This window comes from Bradyrhizobium sp. 61 (genome assembly GCF_023073075.1).
Lineage (GTDB): Bacteria > Pseudomonadota > Alphaproteobacteria > Rhizobiales > Xanthobacteraceae > Bradyrhizobium > Bradyrhizobium barranii.
Map to the genome: position 1 here is coordinate 16359 of NZ_JADPIU010000068.1, position 18902 is coordinate 35260.

Here is an 18902-nt window from a genome sequence, read left to right on the forward strand (position 1 = left end):
CCTGCTTCCCCGCTTGGCCCAGTATCGTGCGATACGCGAGCGCACAACGTCAAATGCTCGACGTCAAGCTAGAACCGACAGAGCCGTGCGCGCGACTAAGGAGCAGCGCCCCGTCCCCAACCGATCGAGATGACCATGCCCATTCCGCACCGGATGCTCGCTGTCCTCGCCCTGCTCTCCTTCACCGCCACCGCCGCCGCCGCGCAGACCCGCGATGTCGCAGGCAGCCGCGACTATCCCGGCATCGGCCGCTTCACCGGCAGCGTCATCACCGGCTACGTGACGAAGGATTTTGACGCCGCACGGATGCAGGCGGCCGCCTTTAGGGACGGCCAGCCGGCCGATGCGCGGCGGCTCGAAGGCCGCATCTTCCGCATCGCCTATCGCACCAATCCCGGCCCCTCGATCCTGGAAGTGTCGCGCAATTTCGAGACGCAGCTTGCGAAAGCGGGCTTCGAGACCTTGCTCGCCTGCGACACCGACGCCTGCGGCGCCATTCCCTTCACGGAAAGCATCGACACGCTGCCGGTCCCGCAGATGTGGGTCGACGGTTTCAACTACCATTATTTTTCCGGCCGCAAGACCGAAGGCGGGCGCGAGACCTATGCCAGCGTCATTGTCAGCCAGAACAATCAGGACATCACCGCGCAAGTCACGGTCGCCGAGCTCGGCGCCATCGCGAACAAGATGGTCGATGCTGCCGCGATGGCGAAGGGCCTTGGCGAGACCGGCCACATCGCGCTCTACGGCATCTATTTCGATACCGACAAGGCCGTGCTGAAGCCGGAGAGCCGCCCGACGCTGGAGCAGATCGCAAAGCTGCTGGCGAGTCAGCCGCAGCTCAACGTCTTCATCGTCGGCCACACCGACGGCCAGGGCGCTTACGAATACAATCTCGATCTCTCGAAGCGCCGCGCCGAAGCGGTCGCAGCCGAGCTCGTAAAAAACTTTCGGATCGCGCAGACGCGGCTCCGCACTGCCGGCGTGGGATTGCTGGCACCAGTCGGCTCGAACGCCACCGACGCCGGCCGCGCGCTCAACCGGCGCGTGGAGCTGGTGGCGCCGTGACGGCCGCACTCATCTTTCCCACCTGCGCTCCGAGTATCTCTTGAATGGCGTTGTCGGTGGAGAAGTGGCTCGTCGTAGCGGAACTCGTCACGTGTACGCATTGAGATGTGCAACCGCGGATATGGAACTCGTTCGCACAATGGAACACAACCTGTGCACCCGGACGGAAGACGTGCAGGCGAACGCGCTTTTTTACAAAGCGCGCACCTCTCGTTGCGTTGCGAGAGCGGGAAATATGAACAAAGTGATTTGGCCATCCAAACAATTGCTTTGATGCGCATCAAAACCAGACGTCGCGACCAGCGCATATCTGACGCGCTCGATGCGACATCACAGCGTCAACGATTTGCCTTGCCACGCTATGGCGCAAGTTATAGTATTCTATTCTAGGTTGTCGCCCCGCCAGCCCCGGGCGACGCTGAAGACCAAAAATAAACGGCGGGCTTTGCGGCCCGCCGTTTGTTGAGCGAAGGGTTGCATCGGATTTTACGAAGCGCCGGACGCATCCGAACATCCAGCAAACGGACTTCATCGATCGATTGCGCAGCCGATACCGCCGCGACAGGTCCGTGTGACCACCGGAAAACCCGCCAAAGTCATTTGACTATAGCGCCCTGATCGACGACAAGCCCGCCATGGCCAAAAAACCTGGAACCAATCCCAAGGGCGAGTTCGCCTTTTTCAACGTCTTCTACGAAGACGGCTCCCAACGCTCCAACCGGCGCGTGCCTGCGGAGCTGCTCGGAGGCCTGGACGGCGACGAGCCCGCGCGCGGTTTCATCATGGAGCAGGACCGCGAGATCGCGGAAAAGTCCGGCCGCCCGCCGCTGGCAATCAAGACCCTCGACCGGGTCGGCGCGAAGAAGAAGTAGGCTCCGCCCGACTCGCGAAGCGTCGGCACAAATAGAAAACGGCGGGCTTTCGGCCCGCCGTTTTTGTTTGGATGAATGCCCGGGTCAGGCCCGGGCATGACGATCCGAATTAGTTGTCCAGGAACGACCGCAGCTTCCGGCTCCGCGACGGATGCTTCAGCTTGCGCAGCGCCTTCGCTTCGATCTGGCGGATACGTTCGCGGGTGACCGAGAACTGCTGGCCGACTTCTTCCAGCGTGTGGTCGGTGTTCATGCCGATGCCGAAGCGCATGCGCAGCACGCGCTCTTCGCGCGGGGTGAGCGAGGCGAGCACGCGCGTTGTGGTTTCGCGCAGGTTCGACTGGATCGCGGCGTCGATCGGGAGGATCGCGTTCTTGTCCTCGATGAAATCGCCGAGATGTGAATCCTCTTCGTCACCGACCGGGGTTTCGAGCGACAGCGGCTCCTTGGCGATCTTGAGGACCTTGCGGACCTTCTCCAGGGGCATGCCGAGCTTCTCGGCGAGCTCTTCCGGGGTCGGCTCGCGGCCGATCTCGTTGAGCATCTGGCGCGAGGTGCGCACGATCTTGTTGATCGTCTCGATCATGTGCACGGGGATGCGGATGGTGCGCGCCTGGTCGGCGATCGAGCGGGTGATCGCCTGCCGGATCCACCACGTGGCGTAGGTCGAGAATTTGTAGCCGCGGCGGTACTCGAACTTGTCGACCGCCTTCATCAGGCCGATGTTGCCTTCCTGGATCAGGTCGAGGAACTGCAGGCCGCGGTTGGTGTACTTCTTGGCGATCGAGATCACGAGACGGAGGTTGGCTTCCACCATCTCCTTCTTGGCCTGGCGTGCCTCGCGCTCGCCCTTCTGCACGGAGTGCACGATCTTGCGGAACTCGACGATCTCGAGGCCGGTGAGCGCGGCGAGCTGGTGCACCTCGTGACGCAGGTCCTTGATCCGGTCCTTCTCGATATGGACGAAGTTCTTCCAACCCTTGGCCGAGAGCTTCGAGACGCGGTTGAGCCAGCGCGGATCGAGCTCCGAGCCGGTGTAGTTGCGCAGGAAGTCCTCACGCGCGACGCCATGGCTGTCGGCAAGGCGCATCAGGCGACCCTCGTGCGACACGAGGCGCTTGTTGATGTCGTAGAGCTGCTCGACCAGTGAGTCGATACGCGCCTGGTTCAGGCGCAGCGACTTCACCTCGACGATGATCTCGTCCTTGAGCTTGCGGTATTTGCGCTCCTGGTGCGGCGACAGCGAGGGCCCGTGCGAGGTGCTCTCGAGCTGGTTCTGGATGTCCTGCTCCTGAAGCTTGCGCAGCTTCTTGTAGCTGTCGGCGATCTTGTCGAAGATCTCGACGACCTTCGGCTTCAGCTCGGCCTCGATGGCCGCGAGCGACATCTGGTTCTCGAACTCGTCGTCCTCGTCCATGTCGGCTTCGGCGGCGGCTTCGCCCGGATCCTTCTCGCCTTCGCCGGCATTGCCGGGCGCAGGCGCGGCGCGGAACGGGGTCGGTGACGGCGGCGCGGCGGGCGGCGCGACATGCGCCGGCGCAGCTCCGTTCACGACAGCGGCTTCGCCGCCTTCGGCGGACGCTTCGCCGTTCTCGCCGGTCGGACCACCGATCATCGCGGTGTTCATGCCGCCCTTGGCGTCGGGCCCGGCATAGGTCGCTTCGAGATCGATGATGTCGCGAAGGAAGATCTTGCCTTCGTTGAGCTCGTCGCGCCAGATGATGATGGCCTGGAAGGTCAGCGGGCTTTCGCAGAGGCCTGCGATCATGGCCTCGCGGCCGGCCTCGATGCGCTTCGCAATCGCGATTTCGCCTTCGCGCGACAACAGCTCGACCGTGCCCATCTCGCGCAGATACATGCGCACGGGGTCGTCGGTGCGTTCGCCCGGCTCGCTCTTCTTGACCTCGGTGACGGCCTTCTGGGTGACCTCGACGAGCTCGTTGTCGGTCTCGTCCTCGCCGCCCTCGTCCTTGTCCTCCTCGCCGTCGCTATCGTCGGCTTCGGTGACGTTGATGCCCATGTCCGAGAGCATGGACATGATGTCCTCGATCTGCTCGGGGGAGGTCTGGTCGGACGGCAAAACTTCGTTGAGCTGATCGAAGGTCACGAAGCCGCGCTTCTTGGCCTGCTTGATCATCTTCTTCACGGCCGCGTCGGACAGATCGAGCAACGGCGACGGCGCGTCCTGGGAGTCCTTCTCCGGCGCGTCCGCTGCCTTGTCGTCCTTTTCTTTGTCCTTCGCCTGCAGCGTCTTTGCCTTGGTGGCCATCCATTGCTCCTAAACGCGCTTCATGCAGAAGGCCGAACGGCCCGCCCGCCTGAATTCACTTGAACCTGTTGTTCGACGCTCTCGCTTCGTCAGATCGCGACACGGAAAGGGCGGCGCGGATATCTCTCGCCACCCCGACCTTTTCTCTCGCCGGATTTGCCTAACGCTTCGTGAGCCTCTTTGTCGCAGCGGATGCAGGTGTAGTGCCAACAGCGATTGCGCGGATTCATTCCTGACGCGTCTGTTCTGCCTGCGGCCGCCTGGTGGCCAAAGTGCTACAAGACCGTTAAGCCTCGATTAACCCTGTTTTTGCCGCCAAACCTTGGATTTGGCGAGTCTTTTAGCGGTTCCGGTCCCGGCCGTCCGCATGATTCTTTCATCACACGCTCTTCTGGAACCGGCCCGACAGCTCGCCAAAACCCTCGATCAGGGCCTCGGTACCGTCGACTTCTCCTATCCGAGCCTTGACGTCACGCAGCCACGCCAAATTGGCCTCGCTGGGGTCCTCCCCCAAGGCCAGCTCGGCGTCCTTCAGTTCTCTAAGTAGTGAATGGTATTGCCGATGCAAGGCAACGAGCTGGTGCCAGGTGGAGAGAACGTCGTCCCGGGCGGCGCCCTCGCGGGCACCCCACACCGCCGCGGTCGTGATGCCGTTCTCAACCCTTTGAAGAAGCTGTGAAAATCCGCCCTTTTCGATGTCGGCTCGCATCTTCTCGGCCAGCTCGCCGGGGTCCGGCGAGTGGTGGTGGTCGTTGGCGAAGGCGGCGATGATGCCGGCCCGGAGCTTATGGGCCTCGGGATGGGCCAGCTCCAGGGCGGCGACCTCCTCAAGGTGGTCGTGCAGCAGCCAGGGGTGGTTGATCAGGATTTGCAGGATCAGGGCTTCGCGCCGGGATATGGCGCTGCGCTGGCCCTTCATGATCGGGCTGGCCGCCAGCTGGGGGCTCGCCGCCTGGTAGGGACCGGAGGGAATAAAGGCGGGACCGGGGGCCCCACGCCGCCCCTGGCTGCCGAATCCCTGACCCCCGAATCGATTCGCCTGTCCCCCGTTGCGGGGTTGGAAGGAGCGGCCGGAATTGCCTTGGAAATTGCCCCGGCCGGCAAAGCCGCCGCGGCCGCCTTCAGGCGCGAAGGTACGCCGAAGCCGCTCGGCAAAATCGTCGCGATAATAGCGCCGCACCACCTCGTCGCGGATGCCGTTGGACAGCTCCTTGACGCGCGCTTCGAGCGCAGCACGGCGTTCGGGCGTGGCAAAGTTGCCGCCTTCGAGCTCGCGCGACCAGATCATCTCGGCAAGCGGCTTCGCCGCCGCGATGACATCCTCGATCGCGCCGCGGCCGCCCGAGCGGGCGAGATCGTCGGGGTCCTGCCCTTCCGGCAGCAGCGCAAAGCGCAGGCTCTTGCCCGGCGCAAGAAATGGCAAGGCAAGGTCGGCGGCACGATAAGCCGCCTTCTGCCCGGCCCTGTCGCCGTCAAAGCAGAGGATCGGTTCGTCCGCCATCTTCCAGAGCAGCGCGAGCTGGTTTTCGGTCAGCGCAGTGCCGAGCGGCGCCACGGCACCTGCAAAGCCTGCCGTCACCATGGCGATGACGTCGACATAGCCTTCAACCACGATCAGCGCGCTGCCATCATGGGTAGCTTTGCGCGCGGTCTGGTGATTGTAGAGATTGTCGCCCTTGTGGAAGAGCGGCGTCTCCGGCGAGTTCAGGTATTTTGCCGGAACGTCCTTCTCCAGCGCGCGCCCGCCGAAGGCGATGACGCGGCCACGCAGATCCGTGATCGGAAACATCACGCGGTCGCGGAAGCGATCGTAGGGCACGGGAATGTCGTTGCCGGCAACGAGCAGCCCGGTCTCGATCATGTCCTCGACGGAAACGCCGAGCTTGCCGAGATGCTCTTTCAGCGCGAAGCGCTCGGGTGGCGGCGGCGCATAGCCGAGGCGGAACTGCACCTGCGTCGCCGGCGAGATCGCGCGATCGGCGAGATAGCCGCGCGCCTTGGCGCCGACGCGCGAGGCCAGCGTCTCGGCGAAGAATTTTGCGGCGAGCTCCATGACGTCATGCAGCGTGCGGCGCCGCTGCTCGTGCCGCGCCGCATCCGGCGTCACCGCCGGCAGCGGCAGGCCCGCCATGTTGGCGAGCCGCTCCACAGCCTCCGCGAACGGCAGGCCGTCGGTTTCCATCACGAAGGTGATGATGTCGCCGTGCTTGCCGGAGGAGAAGTCGTGGTAAAAGCCCTTCTGGTCGTTGACGTAGAAGGACGGCGTCTTCTCCTGCTGGAACGGCGACAGCCCCTTCCACTCGCGCCCCGCCTTCTTCAGTTTCACGCGCTTGCCCACGACTTCGGATACCGAAAGCCGGGCACGCAGCTCGTCGAGGAATTGGGGCGTGAAGCGCATGGGCTCTGGGTCTGGCGCGAATCAACGTGAGTCGGGCGAAGGGTTACGGATATAGGCGCGGCCTGCCCAAAAGTCAGGTTTGTCCGGCTTATCCGGGTTATTCGACCTATGCACAGGCGTCATTCCGGGGCGATGCGAAGCATCGAGCCCGGAATGACCGCGGAAAGACTTGAACCCGGGCCGGTTCCGCGCTTCCATAGGCCATGTTCAGGATGTTTCGCGGCGGCCACAGCGGGGGCTGGCGTGTGACCTCGATTTCACCCGTGGTGGGCGAGCCCCTGCCCTTCGTGCCGGCGCTGTCGGTGACCGACAGCGAGGCGATTTCATTGCCCCTGGTGCCCTCTCGCAATGCGTGGCGGCTGGTCGGCGTTGCGAGCACGCCGCGCTACACTGAGCGCGCCGAGAAGCAGCAGCTCACCGCGGTGCAGGCCGAGCTCGGCCGGTTAGAGGCCACTTCCGCGGCGCTGATTCCGATCCGCAAATCGGAGGCGTGGTGGGAGCTGACGCAGGAAGAGCGCCGCAAGATCTTCGAGGACAAGTCGCACCACATCGCCAGCACTCTTCGTTTCCTGCCCGCCATCGCGCGGCAGCTCTATCACAGCCGCGATCTCGGCGGTCCCTTCGACTTCCTGACATGGTTCGAGTTCGCGCCCCCCGATGCCTCGCTGTTCGAGGAGCTGGTGGCGATGCTGAGGCAGACCGAGGAGTGGAGCTACGTCGAGCACGAGATCGACGTGCGCCTGGTGAAGGAAGTGCTGTCGGCGTAGTGATCGAACGCCGGCCACGATGAAGGTGCGATCCCTCGCTCCGCTTGCGCGGGAGAGGTGAAGTCCGCATCCGCGCCTAGTGCTCGAGAAAGCGCCCGGACTCGATGCGCGGCAGATCGATGACGGGCCAATTGTAGACGTAAGTCCAGGCCTTCTCCGTGGTGCCATCAGGCAGCGTCACGTCGATCAGCTTGCGCAGATATTCGGTCGGCTCCGGAAAGCCCTCGCCGCAGGCCTCGTACATGTCGAGCTCGCGCAGGAGCTCGTCGGGCACGCGCAATTGAAAAAGCTCACCATGGACGACATCGGAGGCCGCGTTCGACAGCAGCAATCCGGGATAATGCTTCACGAGAACGAGCCGCCCGCGACACGTCGCGTCACCCAAAAAGTCCGCATGTCCTGCAAGCAGCCGCGCCATCGGATGGTCGAAGCCGCGCATCAGGGTGCCGTAGACGAAAAGACGACCGGAGGTCATGGGGTGTCTATAGCCGTCAATCGAGCGAAACGACAGCCGCACGTTTCCTCGTCCCAGCGAAGTCCCCGGGGGCAAGCGAGATTTGGTCTTGTGATGAATCGCCGGCAACGGCATCGTCTGGCGATCATGATGATTTTGGGTGGACCGACCTACAAGCGATTGCTGCCCAATTCAGACGGTAGCTGCTTTTTCCATAGGCAATCAGGATGGACTTGAACACGGCCGACGCGACCGATCAACTGCTCGGCGCGGTGGACATTCCGCCGGTGCATGAGGTCAATGCGGATGGGGCATCGCCTTTCCTGCTCACCTCGGATCATTACGGACGGATTTTGCCGCGCGCGCTCGGCGACCTCGGCGTCGCGGAAAGCGAGCTGACGCGACACATCGCTTGGGACATCGGCATTGCCGGCGTCGCCGAGCGGCTGGCAAAAATGCTCGATGCGCATCTGATCGCGCAGCGCTATTCGCGGCTCGTGATCGACTGCAACCGCTCACCCGGCGTTGCAAGCTCGATCCCCGTGATATCCGAGGCGACCGCGATCCCGTGCAACGAGGGTATCACCGAGGGCGAGCGCGCGGCGCGGCGGCGCGAGATCTTCGAGCCCTATCACCGCCGCATCGATGCGGCGATCGACCGCCGCCTGCACGACACGCGGCCGACGGTGCTGGTGTCGCTGCACAGCTTCACGCCGGTTTATGCCGGCGTCGCCCGGCCCTGGCACATCGCCGCGCTGTATAACCGCGACACCGTGCTGCCGCAGCTGCTGCTGAAACATTTGCGCACTGAAGGCGATCTCGTCGTCGGCGACAACGAGCCCTATGCTGTGAGCGACCTCAGCGACTACACTATCCCCGTCCACGGCGAAGCCCGCGGCCTCGTCAACACCGGCATCGAGATCCGCCAGGATCTGATCGCGGATCAGTCCGGCCAGCAGCAATGGGCAGAGCGGCTGGCGAGGATTTTTGCGGAGATCGAGCTGGAGTTGCGCAGGGAGAGGCTGGTCGACTAGCTGCCCCGCGTCGCGACAAACACCGCGAGCGCAGCAAAAATCGCAGCGATACCCCACAGCAGCCAGGCGATGCGGACGGGGCCGCTTGTATCGAGCGTTGCCTCGGCCGGGTTGTCGGGATTGACGCGCACCTCGACGGTCGCGCCGTGCTTGTAGCGCGACATCAGCTTCTTCAACATCTCGTCGGACCCGGACTGCGTCCCGGCCGCGACGCGCGCGCATTCATTGGTGTAGCTGATATTCTGATAGCGATAGGTGTAGGTCACGCGCTTGCCGAACATCTCGGTGCCGCGGCGCTCGCCCGGCTCGCTGGCCTCGTGATATTGCTCGATCCCCGACAGCTTGATCGTGCCCGGCACCACCGGCCAGCGCGCCGCCTTCAACGCCTGCCGCCGCACCCCATACCCCATCAGCGCGATGACGAGGCCGAACGCGCCGAAGCCGACGACGAGGCCGGCGAGATCGGGCCGCCCGATGTGGTGCGCAAGGTAGGCATAAGTCTGGTTGAGACCGAACGCCGAGCCGAACACGATGCCAAACGCGATCGCCGTGCCGATGCCGAGGCAGCCCCACAATCCCTTGGGCAGGTCGCGCTCGAGCACGGCCTGATCGGGATGGCGCGGATTGTAATAGACGGTGACGACACTGCCGGCGGGATATTTTGCGAGCTTCTCGGCGACCTCGAAATTGCCGAGGTCCTCGCCGATCGAGATGCGGTTACAGCTCAGCTTGCGGCTGCCGACCGGATATTCGTAAGTCACGTTCGCAAAATTGCGGCTCTCGAGCCGATAGCCTTCCTCGCGGTCGCTGTCGGACACCCTGACCTCGCGCACCTCGGCGACCGAGCGGACGACCTTGCCCGATGCCTGCGGCCAGCTTCGCGCCTCGCGCACCTGCCAGGTCTTCACAACGGAGGCGACCAGTAACAGCCCGAGCGGTGCGAACAGCATCGCATAGACGAACCAGGGCAGATCGGGCACGGCCAAATTCCTTCGTCAGCGGCAATGCCCGATTGGACGCATCGCCGCCGCGAAGGGTTCAAGCGCGAACCGGTACGAGTGAGGTTATTTTGCCCGTGTCAGCGCCAGCCAGATACCGCCGCCGATCATGAAGCCGCCGGAGATGCGCGACATCAGCCGCGTCCGGCGGGCCGAGAAGAACTTTCGGGCGCGCCCCGCGGCGAGAGCGTAGAGCGCATCCGTCATCGCCGCGGTGACCATGAAGGTTGCGCCCAGCACCGCGACTTGCGGGAAGTGGTCGCGGTTCATGTCCATGAACTGCGGAATGAAGGCGCCGAAGAAGATCAGCACTTTCGGGTTCGACAGCAGCACAAGGAAACCTTGCAGGAAGAACCCGCCGCGCGGCGGCGCCGGCGGCTCGTCGACATTGAGGCCTTCAACCGGTGCCCAGATCAGCTTGATGCCGAGCCAGATCAGATAGGCGGCGCCGGCAAAGCGCACCCAGTCGAACCAGTAACCCATGGTCGCCATCAGCGAGGTCAGGCCGACTGCGACGATGCCGATGACGATGGCAAGCCCGGCCTGCGCCCCCGCGACATTGGTCAACGCCGCGCGCGTGCCGTGACGCAGGCCGTTGGCGACGACGAGGGTGACGATCGGCCCCGGCAGCAAGGCCAGCGCAATGCAGGCGGCGACGAAGGCGAAATAGGCTTGCATGGACATCATGGGGAGGACTCGCTGAGAGCGGTTTGGCGCATTAATGCATGACACTCACTGTCCGTCCAGCGCCGCGGTCGCCCATAGCTTCATCTCCGGCCTCTCCAGGAACGCCAGCACGGCGCGCTGCACGGCGCCTGCTTCGCCACGCCCCTGGGCCGCAGCGACGAAGAGATCGCAGCGGCGCGAGACGGCGATGCCGATCGCGGCATGATGGACGCCGTCGGCCATATCGAGATCATAGCGCCTGGCACGGCCGCGCATCTCGCCAAGTCCCATCTCCTCGCCCGGTGCGACGGCGGCAAAGCGCGGGCTGATCAGATCGATGTCGGCGACGCGATCGACCTCATCATCGTCGGCGACGCCGCGGTCGCAATTGCAGAAGCCACGCTTGGCGCGCACGTAAAGCTCAGTGCCCGCGCAGGCCCCGTCGCAGCGGAACGCGCGGCCGGCGGGCCAGCCGTCGCGCGGGAACGGCCATGCGATTTCGCGCCAGCCCGCCGATTCCGCCGCCGGCGCCAGCCGATAGGCCCCGACGCCGGACACACCGAGCGCGATGGCCACAGCTGCAATTGCCGCCCCGCGCCGCATCGTCAGTTCCTCGGCAGGCCGGCTGCCACGCGCGCCGGTCCGGTCAGCTCGAGGATATGCAGGCCGGTGTTGGCGCGGTCGACGATGTAGATGTAGCCGCGATCGTCCGTCTCGACATTGTTGGTCTGGATCGCGACCTTGCAGCGCTCGCCGCCCTCGACGGGAATGCAGCGCTTGTCGGTGGCCTGCGTGATCGCGGGGATGAAATAGCCGACCTCCTTCGGATGATAGGGATCGCGGATGTCGAGCGCGCGCACGCCGGCATTGAAGAAGGCGATGAAGGCCATCTTCTTGTAATAGACCGGCGCCATGCTCTCGTTCGAGGAGTGCGAGCCGAAGCGGCCGCCGCGCTGGCAGAACTGTCCGCCCGCTTCCGGCACGGTGTAGCTCGAGATCATCATCGGCCGCGTCTCGGTGGTGACGTCGGCAAACCACACCATCTGCCGCGCCTCGCCGCATTCGTTCAAGATCGCCTCGTCGACGATCATGACGATGTCGCGGGTCTTGCCGTCCTTGTCCTCGGCGAATTCGGTGACCGGCATGTCGAGCATCGGGAACGTCGTATGCGCGCCGTTGAAGGCGGACATCGGCATGCGCGAAATCTCGGGATAGCGCAGATTGTCCGGCGTCGGCTCCTTCGGCCCGTTCAGCAACTTGTCGCGATCGACGATCTGCAAAATGCCGCCCTTGTTGGTGCCATAGCCGAAGAACACGCGATTGCCGTCGGGTCCGGTCGAGATCGGCCCGTGCAATTCGGTCGGCACGGCGCCGGTCGAGCCGGGCTCCTGGCCGGGCAGGCCAAAGTCGCGGATTTTCTGCGGATGCGCGGGATCGCTCAGGTCGTAGACCTGCGTCATGCGCCGCGTGCGCCAGTCCGGCGCGCCGGAGACGAGAAAGGCGATGCCGGTGTCGCACTCCCACCAGCTCTTGTGGGTGTCCTTCAGCCCGCCGATGCGGGTAACGAGCACGGGATTTACGGTGTCGGCGACGTTCCAGATCTCATGCGCCTCGCTGCCGAAGGTGCGGAGCATATAGACCGCATTGGGATCGCCCTTCGGCAGCGACTTGCCGTCGCAAACCCGTACCATCTGCGCGCCGCCGGATTCGTACTTGCCTTCCTGGCCCGGCAGATGCCGCAGATATTTTGGACGCGCGGGATCGGTGACGTCGACGATGGACGTTCCGTTCGGTTCGGCCTGCCCCGTCATCGGGTTGACGGGCGCGGGCACGTCGTCGGTCCCGCCGTGATGGCCGATATAGGCAATCCAGCGATCGCCCTGGTGGTGGATGGTCGGCTGGTACGCGCTGCGCGCCTGCAGGTCGTTGGTGCCGACCAGCTTCATATTGGACGCTTCCGGCGGCGCGCCGATGGTCTGCTTCTGTTGTGCCTGGGCCGTGGTGCTGCAGGCGAAAAGGACAAGACCTGCAGCGAGTGAGAAGCAACGGAACATCAAAGCTCTCCCGGAACCAATCTGCGTTGGCTGAGCTTCAAGGCTAGCACAGCCATTTCCGGGCGCCAAAGACACCATCTTGACATGCAACCATTTGGTTGCCTATTATCGCCGCCATGGATGAGGTCTTCAAAGCGCTCGCCGATGCGTCACGACGGTCGCTGCTGGACAGGCTTCACGCCAAGAACGGCCAGACGCTGAACGAACTCTGCGAGGGCCTCGCGATGACGCGCCAGGCCGTGACCAAGCATCTTGTCATTCTCGAAGAGGCCAATCTGGTCACGACCATCAGACATGGCCGCGAGAAGCTGCATTACCTCAATCCGGTGCCGATCCATCAGATCGGCGAACGCTGGATCAGGAAATTCGAGCGCGGCAAGCTCGTCGCGCTCGGCGAGTTGAAACGTCAGTTGGAGAAGCGCGATGAGTAAGCCCCAATTCGTCTATGTGAGCTATATCGAGACCACGCCGGAAAAGCTGTGGGAGGCGCTGACGTCGAGCGAATTCACCAGGCAATACTGGTTCGGCGCCGAGGTCAGGTCGGACTGGAAGGTCGGCTCACCCTTCGCGCTCACGCTCGACGGCGAGGTCACCGATTCCGGCGAGATACTGGAGGCCGATCCGCCGCGCCGCCTGTCCTACAGCTTCAAGCACCAGAAGTTCGAAGAGCTGCGCGGCGAGCCGATATCGCGCGTCGTCTTCACGATCGAACCGTTCGGCTCGCTCGTGCGTTTGACCGTGTTGCATGACGGCTTCGTCGAGGGCGGCAAATATCTCGGCGCCGTCTCCAACGGCTGGCCGGCGATCCTGTCCCAGCTCAAGAGCCTGCTCGAGACCGGCAAGCTGCTCGGCATTCCACGCGCGGCCCTCAACAAGGGATTCGACGCAAAATGAACCTCGATCAGTTCAAACCGCTGACGGTCTACACTATCTACATCGTCTCCACGCCGGAGAAGGTGTGGGAAGCGCTGACCTCGGCCGAGTTCAGCAGGAAGTACTTTTTCGGCTTTGCTGTGGAGATGGAACGGAGACTCGGCGGCAGTTTCACCGTGCGCGCGCCTGACGGTTCCGAGCACATCTCCGGTGAAGTCTTCGAATACGATCCGCCGAACAAGCTGACGGTGACATGGAACGTCAACTGGCCCGACCTCGTCGCAAAGCTCGGCACCACGCTCGTCACCTACGAGATCGAGCAAGCCGGCGAGGCCGTCCGCCTCACCATGAGCGAACGCCACGACCGCGCGCTCAGCGACGACATCCTCTCCGGCGGCCGCACCGGCTGGCCCGCGATCCTGTCGGGACTGAAGAGTTTGCTGGAAACCGGCAAGGCGCCGCAGATCAAAATGACACCGCCAGCGCAGATGCTGGCGGCGTTGAAGGCGATGGGGATCAAGACGCCGTAGCGGCCGAAATCGGCGCTGTTATCGCTTCTTCTTCACCGGCGGTTGAATCTCGTCGATCTTGCGACGGCAATCCCCTTCCGAGTCGTGCGGGCCCGAGACGAAGGTCCCGCTGACCTTGATCGCGTACCAGCCTGACTCCACGCCGAGCCGGAGCGCTTCGTCTGTCTTGACGTGCCGTGGGGAGAGAGTTTGCATCATGTGCTTTCGGTTGGCGTTCGATCTCGTATCGAATCGCTGTGGAATTTTTCAGGCGTCCGCGGCACGCCTGCTGCGTCCGGCTCGCCCGCGGGAAGTGGCAATAGGCGCGACGATCGCCGTTACGACGTCGCGATGAAAAGGCTCCGCCGGTGCGAAGAATGAATCGTTTCAAGTCGCGCGTGGATCGTCGTGACGCAGCGTGTGCGCAGAGACGACCGCTCTTTCCGACATTGGCGCACCGTGCGCGCAATCGCCGCAATTAGCTATCGTTTTCTCGCCCGCGCCGCGCTTTTGAAGCGCCAAATGCCGCTCTCGATCGAATAAGGCCGTGAATGCCTTGTGTTCGATCGCTTCGTAGCCATGTTGGGAGCTTAGCCAAGAGAAAGAAGTTCGTATGAAGCTCCGCGTCGGGTTCGAGATGCTGTACGAGTTCCCGCAGCCGACGCCTATGATCATGGTGTTGGGCACGCACTTCACGCGCGCCTCAGATATCGTCGTGCCCGACCTGCTGACCACCCGACCTTCGGTGGCGATCAATCCCTATCGCGACCTCTTCGGCAATTGGTGCAGCCGCATCGTTGCGCCGGCCGGCGCCTTCCGTCTTGCCGGCGATGGCGTCGTTCGCGACAGCGGCCTGCCCGACCCGGTGTTTCCGAACGCGTTTCAGCACGCCGTCGAAGCGCTGCCGGCCGACACGCTCGTCTATCTGCTCGGCAGTCGCTACTGCGAGACCGATCGCCTGTCGGATATCGCATGGAAGTTGTTCGAACAGACGCCGCCGGGCTGGGCGCGGGTCCAGGCCATCTGCGATTTTGTTCATCGCCACATCACGTTCGGCCATGAGCACGCACGCGCGACCAAGACGGCCCGGGAAGCCTACGACGAAGGCAAGGGTGTGTGCCGTGACTATGCCCATCTCGCCATCGCGTTCTGCCGCAGCATGAACATTCCGGCGCGTTACTGCACCGGCTATCTCAGCGACATCGGCACCCCACAGCCGTGGCCTGCTGGAGATTTCGCCGCCTGGTTCGAGGCTTTCGTCGGTGGAAGCTGGCACATGTTCGATCCGCGCAACAACACGCCGCGGATCGGTCGCGTGCTGATCGCGCAGGGGCGCGATGCCGCAGACGTCCCGATCGTCCAGACCTTCGGTCCGAATACCCTGCTCAATTTCAAGGTATGGACCGACGAGGTTGCCTGATGACAGACAGCACCCCTGCACTCACCGCCGATGAGTTTGCGTCCTTGGCCCTGGTCGGCAAGGGTCAAGACGACATTCCGCACGCGCACGGCGAACGTCTGGCCAATTTGGGTTATGCGATCAGGCGGCTCGGCGAACTCGAGCTGACCTCATCCGGCGCTCGCCGCCTGGCAACGGGCGAATAGCTCGCTTCCGTTGCGTCCGGCTTCCCCTTTACGTCACCGGCACCACCAACCGCCGGTAAAGGTGCCATGTCGCATGTCCGAGCACGGGCAGCGTCACGACCAGTCCGAGAAAGTACGGCAGCGCCGAGACGATCAGCAGCATCACGATCACCGCGGCCCACGAGATCATCGGCAGCGGGCTGGTCACCACCGCGCGTACGCTCGTCACCATGGCGGTGACGAAATCGACCTCGCGGTCGAGCAGCAGCGGAAACGACACCACCGTCAGCGAGAACAAAATCAGCGACAGCGCGGCACCGACCGCGTTGCCGATGACGAGGAACAGCAGGCCCTCATTCGTCGTCAGCACCACCGTCATGAATTCCTGCAAGCTCGAGAACGAGGCGTGCAGGCCGAGCAGCAGCGCGATGAGCAGCCGCACCTGGTACATCCAGATCACGAACACGAACAGCGTGACGAAGGCCATCCAGCCGATCTCGCTGCGCGCGCGTATCGCCGACCAGATGGCGCCGAAGGAGACCGGCTCGCCGCACTCGCGGCGGCGGCTGACCTCGTACAGACCGATCGCCACGAACGGCCCGATCAGCGCAAAGCCGGCCGCAAGGGGATAGACGAGATAGACCATGCCGAAGGCCGTGAGGCAGAGCATGATGGCGATACCGCCGCCTGCGTAGAGCGCGCCGAAGCAGAGCCCGTAGAGCGGCAGCGCCTGGAAATCGCGCAAACCCTCGACCAGCGCCTCGGCGATGTCGGTCGCCACCACGGGACGCACCACTGGATCGACTTTGCCCGAGATCGACATGCGGCTCCTCTCCTCGTCACCGGCACGATCTCCGTCGCGCGCGATCCCGATATTAGCGCCCTCGCGACCTGCGCGCACGCGCGCGTTGATTGCGGGATGACGGTATCCCGGGAGGCCCGACACGCGCCCAACAGAGCCTCGCGGGCGTACTTTCCGGGGCCTCACCCGTGATGTGCGCGGCCGAAATTTTCCCCGCGGGGGCTTTTTCGGGGCGATGCCTATGGACTGAGCGGAGGGTGGTGCCGCAGATTGCATCTTCGAACCAGCACGCGCGACGACCAAATTGGACCGCCCGACCGATGAGCTTGCGTACCCGGCTACTGATACTCGTCATTGCGGCCATGCTGGTGCCGGCCATCCTCGTCGGCTTACGTTTCGTGCAAAATCGCAGCAGCGAAATCAACGCGGCCCTGGCCAATCTGACCGCGACAGCCGACGACATTGCGAGCGACCTGGACGAGAAGATTCAGGGCACCGCCCAGCTTCACTATGGTCTCGCCCGTGCACGCGACCTCGACACGCGCGACAAGGCGGCGTGCTCGGCGTTCCTGTCGGAAGTGCGCGAGGAATACCCACAGTTCACCGGGATATTGACCATCGATCCCGACGGCAGCCTGTTCTGCGATTCGCTGCGGACCAACCGCACCCTCGACCTCCGGGATCGCGCCTATTTCAAGCAGGCCCTGGTGTCGCGCGGCATCGCGCTCGAGCCGGTATTCGGCCGGCTGACCGGGCTATCGGTGCTCCAGATCGCCTATCCGGTACGATCGGAGACGGGCGCCCTGAAGCTGGTCCTGCTCGCCTCCTTCAACCTGCGCAAATTCGCGGAGTTTCACGACAAGCGGCTGCTCGGCCAGAAGGAGATCCTGCTGCTCGACAGCAAGGGAACGGTTCTGGTCGCCCCCTCCCGCGGAGGCTGGACCGAGCCGGTCGGCACCTCGATCGCGGGATCCGACCTGCTCCGCTTCGCCGCAACGCCCGACCGGAAGGCGTATCAGGAGGTGACCGATCGCGACGGCAGGACGCAGGTCTGGGCTGTCGCCGCGCGCTCGCCTTCGACCCGCGATGCCGGCCTCTACATCATGGTTGGACGGTCCAAGGACGGACTTGTCGCGGCGGCGAATCGCCGGCTCTACGAGGATGTGGCGATACTCGCGGTGGCCTCGCTGCTGCTGCTCGCGGCCGTCTGGATCCTTGCCACCGTGAGCGTCGGGCGTCAGGTCGGACGTCTCGCCACCATGGCGAAGAAGCTTGGGCTCGGAGATCTCAGCGCGCGAATTCCGCCTCCCCACCCGGGCGGCGAGCTGGGCGGATTGATGACCCTGCTCAACGGCACCGCCGAGTCGCTCGAGCAGCAACGCGCCGCCATCGCCGACCTCAGCCACAAGCTCAGCCAATCCCAGAAGATGGAAGCCATGGGCCAGCTCACCGGCGGCGTGGCGCACGATTTCAACAACCTCTTGACCGTCATTCTCGGCAACTCCGAGCATCTTGCCGACAGGCTGGCCGGCAACAAGGAATTGCACCGGATCGCCAACGACATCGCGACCGCCGCCGAGCGCGGCTCCGACCTGACGCGGAGCCTGCTCGCCTTCGCGCGCAAGCAGCCCCTGAGGCCGCGAGACATCGATATCGCCGCGAAGATTCACGAGATGGAGCAGCTGTTGCGACGGCCCCTGGGCGAGCACATCGAATGCACCTTCGCGCTCGAACCGGATGTGTGGCTGACCAGCGTCGATCCCGGCGAGCTGACAACTGCGCTGCTCAATCTCGTGCTCAACGCGCGCGACGTCATGCCGCTCGGCGGCAAGCTGACGATCGAGGCGCGCAACACCTCGCTCAGTGAATCCGACCTGGACGTCAATGGCGAGCCGCGGCCGGGCGACTACGTCATGGTGGCCGTGACCGACACCGGCAGCGGCATGACCGCCGAGGTGGCGAGCCGGGCGTTCGAGCCGTTCTTCACCACCAAGGAGGTCGGCAAGGGCACCGGTCTCGGCCTGAGCATGGTCTACGGCTTTGTGCGGCAATCCGGCGGCGTTGTGCAGATGCAGTCCGAACCGGGACAAGGCAGCGTCGTCAGGCTATTCTTTCCCCGCCTTGCGACGCCACTAAACGAGCAGCCGTCGCCCGCGGAACGGATCGTCGCCCCCGACGGAAGCGAGACCATTCTTGTCGTCGAGGACGACGACATGGTTCGGGCCTATGTCGAGAGCGAGCTGAAGACCCTCGGCTATCGCGTCATCGCGGCGTCGAACGGTCCCGCGGCTCTCGAATTGTTGCGCCACCCCGGTGACATCGACCTGCTGCTCACCGACGTCGTGATGCCGGGCGGCATGTTCGGACCGGAGCTTGCCAGGCAAGCGACCGGCTTGCGGCCCGGGCTCAAGGTGCTCTTCACCTCGGGCTACACCCAAAATCCCGTCAAGACGCCCGACGGGGTCGGCGACGCCCGCATCCTGACAAAACCGTTCCGGCGGAAGGATCTTGCCGCGATGCTGCGGTCCGCCCTGTCGGCGTCGCCGCGCTGAAA

Annotated in this window: 19 protein-coding genes; 10 read left to right on the forward strand and 9 right to left on the reverse strand. The window is 64.2% G+C overall.

The window, feature by feature from the left end; translation table 11 throughout:
* Nucleotides 1–129: 129 nt before the first annotated feature.
* Together IVB46_RS26055 and IVB46_RS26060 are read left to right on the forward strand one after the other, a co-directional pair.
* Nucleotides 130–1068, forward strand: a complete 939-nt coding sequence (locus tag IVB46_RS26055) for an OmpA family protein (protein ID WP_247315323.1) — start codon at nt 130–132, stop codon at nt 1066–1068.
* A 635-nt stretch (nt 1069–1703) separates the two neighbouring features.
* Nucleotides 1704–1940: a hypothetical protein gene (locus IVB46_RS26060; RefSeq protein WP_028150700.1), complete on the forward strand. Its 237-nt coding sequence runs from the start codon at nt 1704–1706 to the stop codon at nt 1938–1940.
* Between the two features lie 109 nt (nt 1941–2049).
* On the opposite strand, the gene rpoD is transcribed toward IVB46_RS26060, so the two are convergent.
* Nucleotides 2050–4209, reverse strand: coding sequence for an RNA polymerase sigma factor RpoD (gene rpoD / locus IVB46_RS26065; RefSeq protein ID WP_063985486.1), 2160 nt, complete (start codon nt 4207–4209; stop codon nt 2050–2052).
* 379 nt (nt 4210–4588) lie between these two features.
* The gene (dnaG, locus tag IVB46_RS26070) at nt 4589–6607 is read right to left on the reverse strand and encodes a DNA primase (RefSeq protein ID WP_247315324.1); all 2019 of its coding nucleotides are present in this window, start codon (nt 6605–6607) and stop codon (nt 4589–4591) included.
* 203 nt (nt 6608–6810) lie between these two features.
* Between dnaG and IVB46_RS26075 the strand changes: the two genes are divergently transcribed.
* Nucleotides 6811–7374 carry a chlorite dismutase family protein gene (locus IVB46_RS26075; RefSeq protein ID WP_028150697.1) on the forward strand — a complete coding sequence of 188 codons (564 nt, stop codon included), beginning with the start codon at nt 6811–6813 and terminating at the stop codon, nt 7372–7374.
* 76 nt (nt 7375–7450) lie between these two features.
* Here IVB46_RS26075 and IVB46_RS26080 read toward each other — a convergent pair whose 3' ends face one another.
* Nucleotides 7451–7849 (reverse strand): gamma-glutamylcyclotransferase family protein, encoded by a 399-nt coding sequence (locus tag IVB46_RS26080; protein ID WP_247315326.1) that lies wholly within the window; start codon nt 7847–7849, stop codon nt 7451–7453.
* Nucleotides 7850–8055: 206 nt separating this feature from the next.
* Here IVB46_RS26080 and IVB46_RS26085 point away from each other — a divergent pair, with 206 nt between their 5' ends.
* Nucleotides 8056–8862 (forward strand): N-formylglutamate amidohydrolase, encoded by an 807-nt coding sequence (locus IVB46_RS26085; RefSeq protein ID WP_247315328.1) that lies wholly within the window; start codon nt 8056–8058, stop codon nt 8860–8862.
* On the opposite strand, the gene IVB46_RS26090 is transcribed toward IVB46_RS26085, so the two are convergent.
* The 4 genes from IVB46_RS26090 to IVB46_RS26105 all read right to left on the reverse strand — a co-directional run bounded on the left by IVB46_RS26090 (nt 8859) and on the right by IVB46_RS26105 (nt 12580).
* Complete coding sequence (locus IVB46_RS26090) at nt 8859–9842, reverse strand: DUF3592 domain-containing protein (RefSeq protein WP_247315331.1); 984 nt, start codon at nt 9840–9842, stop codon at nt 8859–8861. The genes IVB46_RS26085 and IVB46_RS26090 overlap by 4 nt on opposite strands.
* Nucleotides 9843–9926: 84 nt before the next feature.
* Complete coding sequence (locus tag IVB46_RS26095) at nt 9927–10547, reverse strand: LysE family translocator (protein ID WP_080586526.1); 621 nt, start codon at nt 10545–10547, stop codon at nt 9927–9929.
* A gap of 45 nt (nt 10548–10592) precedes the next feature.
* Nucleotides 10593–11129 carry a hypothetical protein gene (locus IVB46_RS26100; protein WP_247315333.1) on the reverse strand — a complete coding sequence of 179 codons (537 nt, stop codon included), beginning with the start codon at nt 11127–11129 and terminating at the stop codon, nt 10593–10595.
* A gap of 2 nt (nt 11130–11131) precedes the next feature.
* A complete protein-coding gene (locus IVB46_RS26105; protein ID WP_247315336.1) occupies nt 11132–12580 on the reverse strand; it encodes a hypothetical protein in 1449 nt (482 codons plus the stop codon).
* A 116-nt stretch (nt 12581–12696) separates the two neighbouring features.
* Between IVB46_RS26105 and IVB46_RS26110 the strand changes: the two genes are divergently transcribed.
* Genes IVB46_RS26110 through IVB46_RS26120 form a run of 3 tightly spaced genes read left to right on the forward strand, consistent with a single transcriptional unit; the run spans nt 12697 to nt 13983 of the window.
* Nucleotides 12697–13011, forward strand: a complete 315-nt coding sequence (locus IVB46_RS26110; RefSeq protein WP_247315338.1) for a helix-turn-helix domain-containing protein — start codon at nt 12697–12699, stop codon at nt 13009–13011.
* Nucleotides 13004–13474 carry an SRPBCC family protein gene (locus IVB46_RS26115; protein ID WP_014492102.1) on the forward strand — a complete coding sequence of 157 codons (471 nt, stop codon included), beginning with the start codon at nt 13004–13006 and terminating at the stop codon, nt 13472–13474. The genes IVB46_RS26110 and IVB46_RS26115 overlap by 8 nt, the downstream gene beginning before the upstream one ends.
* Nucleotides 13471–13983, forward strand: coding sequence for an SRPBCC family protein (locus IVB46_RS26120; RefSeq protein WP_247315341.1), 513 nt, complete (start codon nt 13471–13473; stop codon nt 13981–13983). The genes IVB46_RS26115 and IVB46_RS26120 overlap by 4 nt, the downstream gene beginning before the upstream one ends.
* An 18-nt stretch (nt 13984–14001) precedes the next feature.
* Here IVB46_RS26120 and IVB46_RS26125 read toward each other — a convergent pair whose 3' ends face one another.
* Nucleotides 14002–14181: a hypothetical protein gene (locus IVB46_RS26125; RefSeq protein ID WP_063985493.1), complete on the reverse strand. Its 180-nt coding sequence runs from the start codon at nt 14179–14181 to the stop codon at nt 14002–14004.
* Between the two features lie 394 nt (nt 14182–14575).
* Here IVB46_RS26125 and IVB46_RS26130 point away from each other — a divergent pair, with 394 nt between their 5' ends.
* Together IVB46_RS26130 and IVB46_RS26135 are read left to right on the forward strand one after the other, a co-directional pair.
* Nucleotides 14576–15382 carry a transglutaminase family protein gene (locus tag IVB46_RS26130; RefSeq protein WP_247315343.1) on the forward strand — a complete coding sequence of 269 codons (807 nt, stop codon included), beginning with the start codon at nt 14576–14578 and terminating at the stop codon, nt 15380–15382.
* Nucleotides 15382–15567, forward strand: a complete 186-nt coding sequence (locus IVB46_RS26135; protein ID WP_208084766.1) for a hypothetical protein — start codon at nt 15382–15384, stop codon at nt 15565–15567. The genes IVB46_RS26130 and IVB46_RS26135 overlap by 1 nt, the downstream gene beginning before the upstream one ends.
* Nucleotides 15568–15595: 28 nt before the next feature.
* Here IVB46_RS26135 and IVB46_RS26140 read toward each other — a convergent pair whose 3' ends face one another.
* Nucleotides 15596–16369 carry a DUF2189 domain-containing protein gene (locus IVB46_RS26140; RefSeq protein ID WP_247315345.1) on the reverse strand — a complete coding sequence of 258 codons (774 nt, stop codon included), beginning with the start codon at nt 16367–16369 and terminating at the stop codon, nt 15596–15598.
* Nucleotides 16370–16668: 299 nt separating this feature from the next.
* Between IVB46_RS26140 and IVB46_RS26145 the strand changes: the two genes are divergently transcribed.
* Entirely contained in the window at nt 16669–18900 is a 2232-nt protein-coding gene (locus IVB46_RS26145; RefSeq protein ID WP_247315347.1) for an ATP-binding protein, read from the forward strand.
* The last annotated feature ends 2 nt before the right edge of the window (nt 18901–18902 follow it).

What these genes read in the sequence shown, in the direction of transcription:
- IVB46_RS26055 (WP_247315323.1), top strand. Translation starts at nt 130, where the DNA reads ATGACCATGCCCATTCCGCACCGGATGCTCGCTGTCCTCGCCCTGCTC.
- IVB46_RS26060 (WP_028150700.1), top strand. Translation starts at nt 1,704, where the DNA reads ATGGCCAAAAAACCTGGAACCAATCCCAAGGGCGAGTTCGCCTTTTTC.
- rpoD (WP_063985486.1), bottom strand. Translation starts at nt 4,209, where the DNA reads ATGGCCACCAAGGCAAAGACGCTGCAGGCGAAGGACAAAGAAAAGGAC.
- dnaG (WP_247315324.1), bottom strand. Translation starts at nt 6,607, where the DNA reads ATGCGCTTCACGCCCCAATTCCTCGACGAGCTGCGTGCCCGGCTTTCG.
- IVB46_RS26075 (WP_028150697.1), top strand. Translation starts at nt 6,811, where the DNA reads ATGTTCAGGATGTTTCGCGGCGGCCACAGCGGGGGCTGGCGTGTGACC.
- IVB46_RS26080 (WP_247315326.1), bottom strand. Translation starts at nt 7,849, where the DNA reads ATGACCTCCGGTCGTCTTTTCGTCTACGGCACCCTGATGCGCGGCTTC.
- IVB46_RS26085 (WP_247315328.1), top strand. Translation starts at nt 8,056, where the DNA reads ATGGACTTGAACACGGCCGACGCGACCGATCAACTGCTCGGCGCGGTG.
- IVB46_RS26095 (WP_080586526.1), bottom strand. Translation starts at nt 10,547, where the DNA reads ATGATGTCCATGCAAGCCTATTTCGCCTTCGTCGCCGCCTGCATTGCG.
- IVB46_RS26100 (WP_247315333.1), bottom strand. Translation starts at nt 11,129, where the DNA reads ATGCGGCGCGGGGCGGCAATTGCAGCTGTGGCCATCGCGCTCGGTGTG.
- IVB46_RS26105 (WP_247315336.1), bottom strand. Translation starts at nt 12,580, where the DNA reads ATGTTCCGTTGCTTCTCACTCGCTGCAGGTCTTGTCCTTTTCGCCTGC.
- IVB46_RS26110 (WP_247315338.1), top strand. Translation starts at nt 12,697, where the DNA reads ATGGATGAGGTCTTCAAAGCGCTCGCCGATGCGTCACGACGGTCGCTG.
- IVB46_RS26115 (WP_014492102.1), top strand. Translation starts at nt 13,004, where the DNA reads ATGAGTAAGCCCCAATTCGTCTATGTGAGCTATATCGAGACCACGCCG.
- IVB46_RS26120 (WP_247315341.1), top strand. Translation starts at nt 13,471, where the DNA reads ATGAACCTCGATCAGTTCAAACCGCTGACGGTCTACACTATCTACATC.
- IVB46_RS26125 (WP_063985493.1), bottom strand. Translation starts at nt 14,181, where the DNA reads ATGATGCAAACTCTCTCCCCACGGCACGTCAAGACAGACGAAGCGCTC.
- IVB46_RS26130 (WP_247315343.1), top strand. Translation starts at nt 14,576, where the DNA reads ATGAAGCTCCGCGTCGGGTTCGAGATGCTGTACGAGTTCCCGCAGCCG.
- IVB46_RS26135 (WP_208084766.1), top strand. Translation starts at nt 15,382, where the DNA reads ATGACAGACAGCACCCCTGCACTCACCGCCGATGAGTTTGCGTCCTTG.
- IVB46_RS26140 (WP_247315345.1), bottom strand. Translation starts at nt 16,369, where the DNA reads ATGTCGATCTCGGGCAAAGTCGATCCAGTGGTGCGTCCCGTGGTGGCG.
- IVB46_RS26145 (WP_247315347.1), top strand. Translation starts at nt 16,669, where the DNA reads ATGAGCTTGCGTACCCGGCTACTGATACTCGTCATTGCGGCCATGCTG.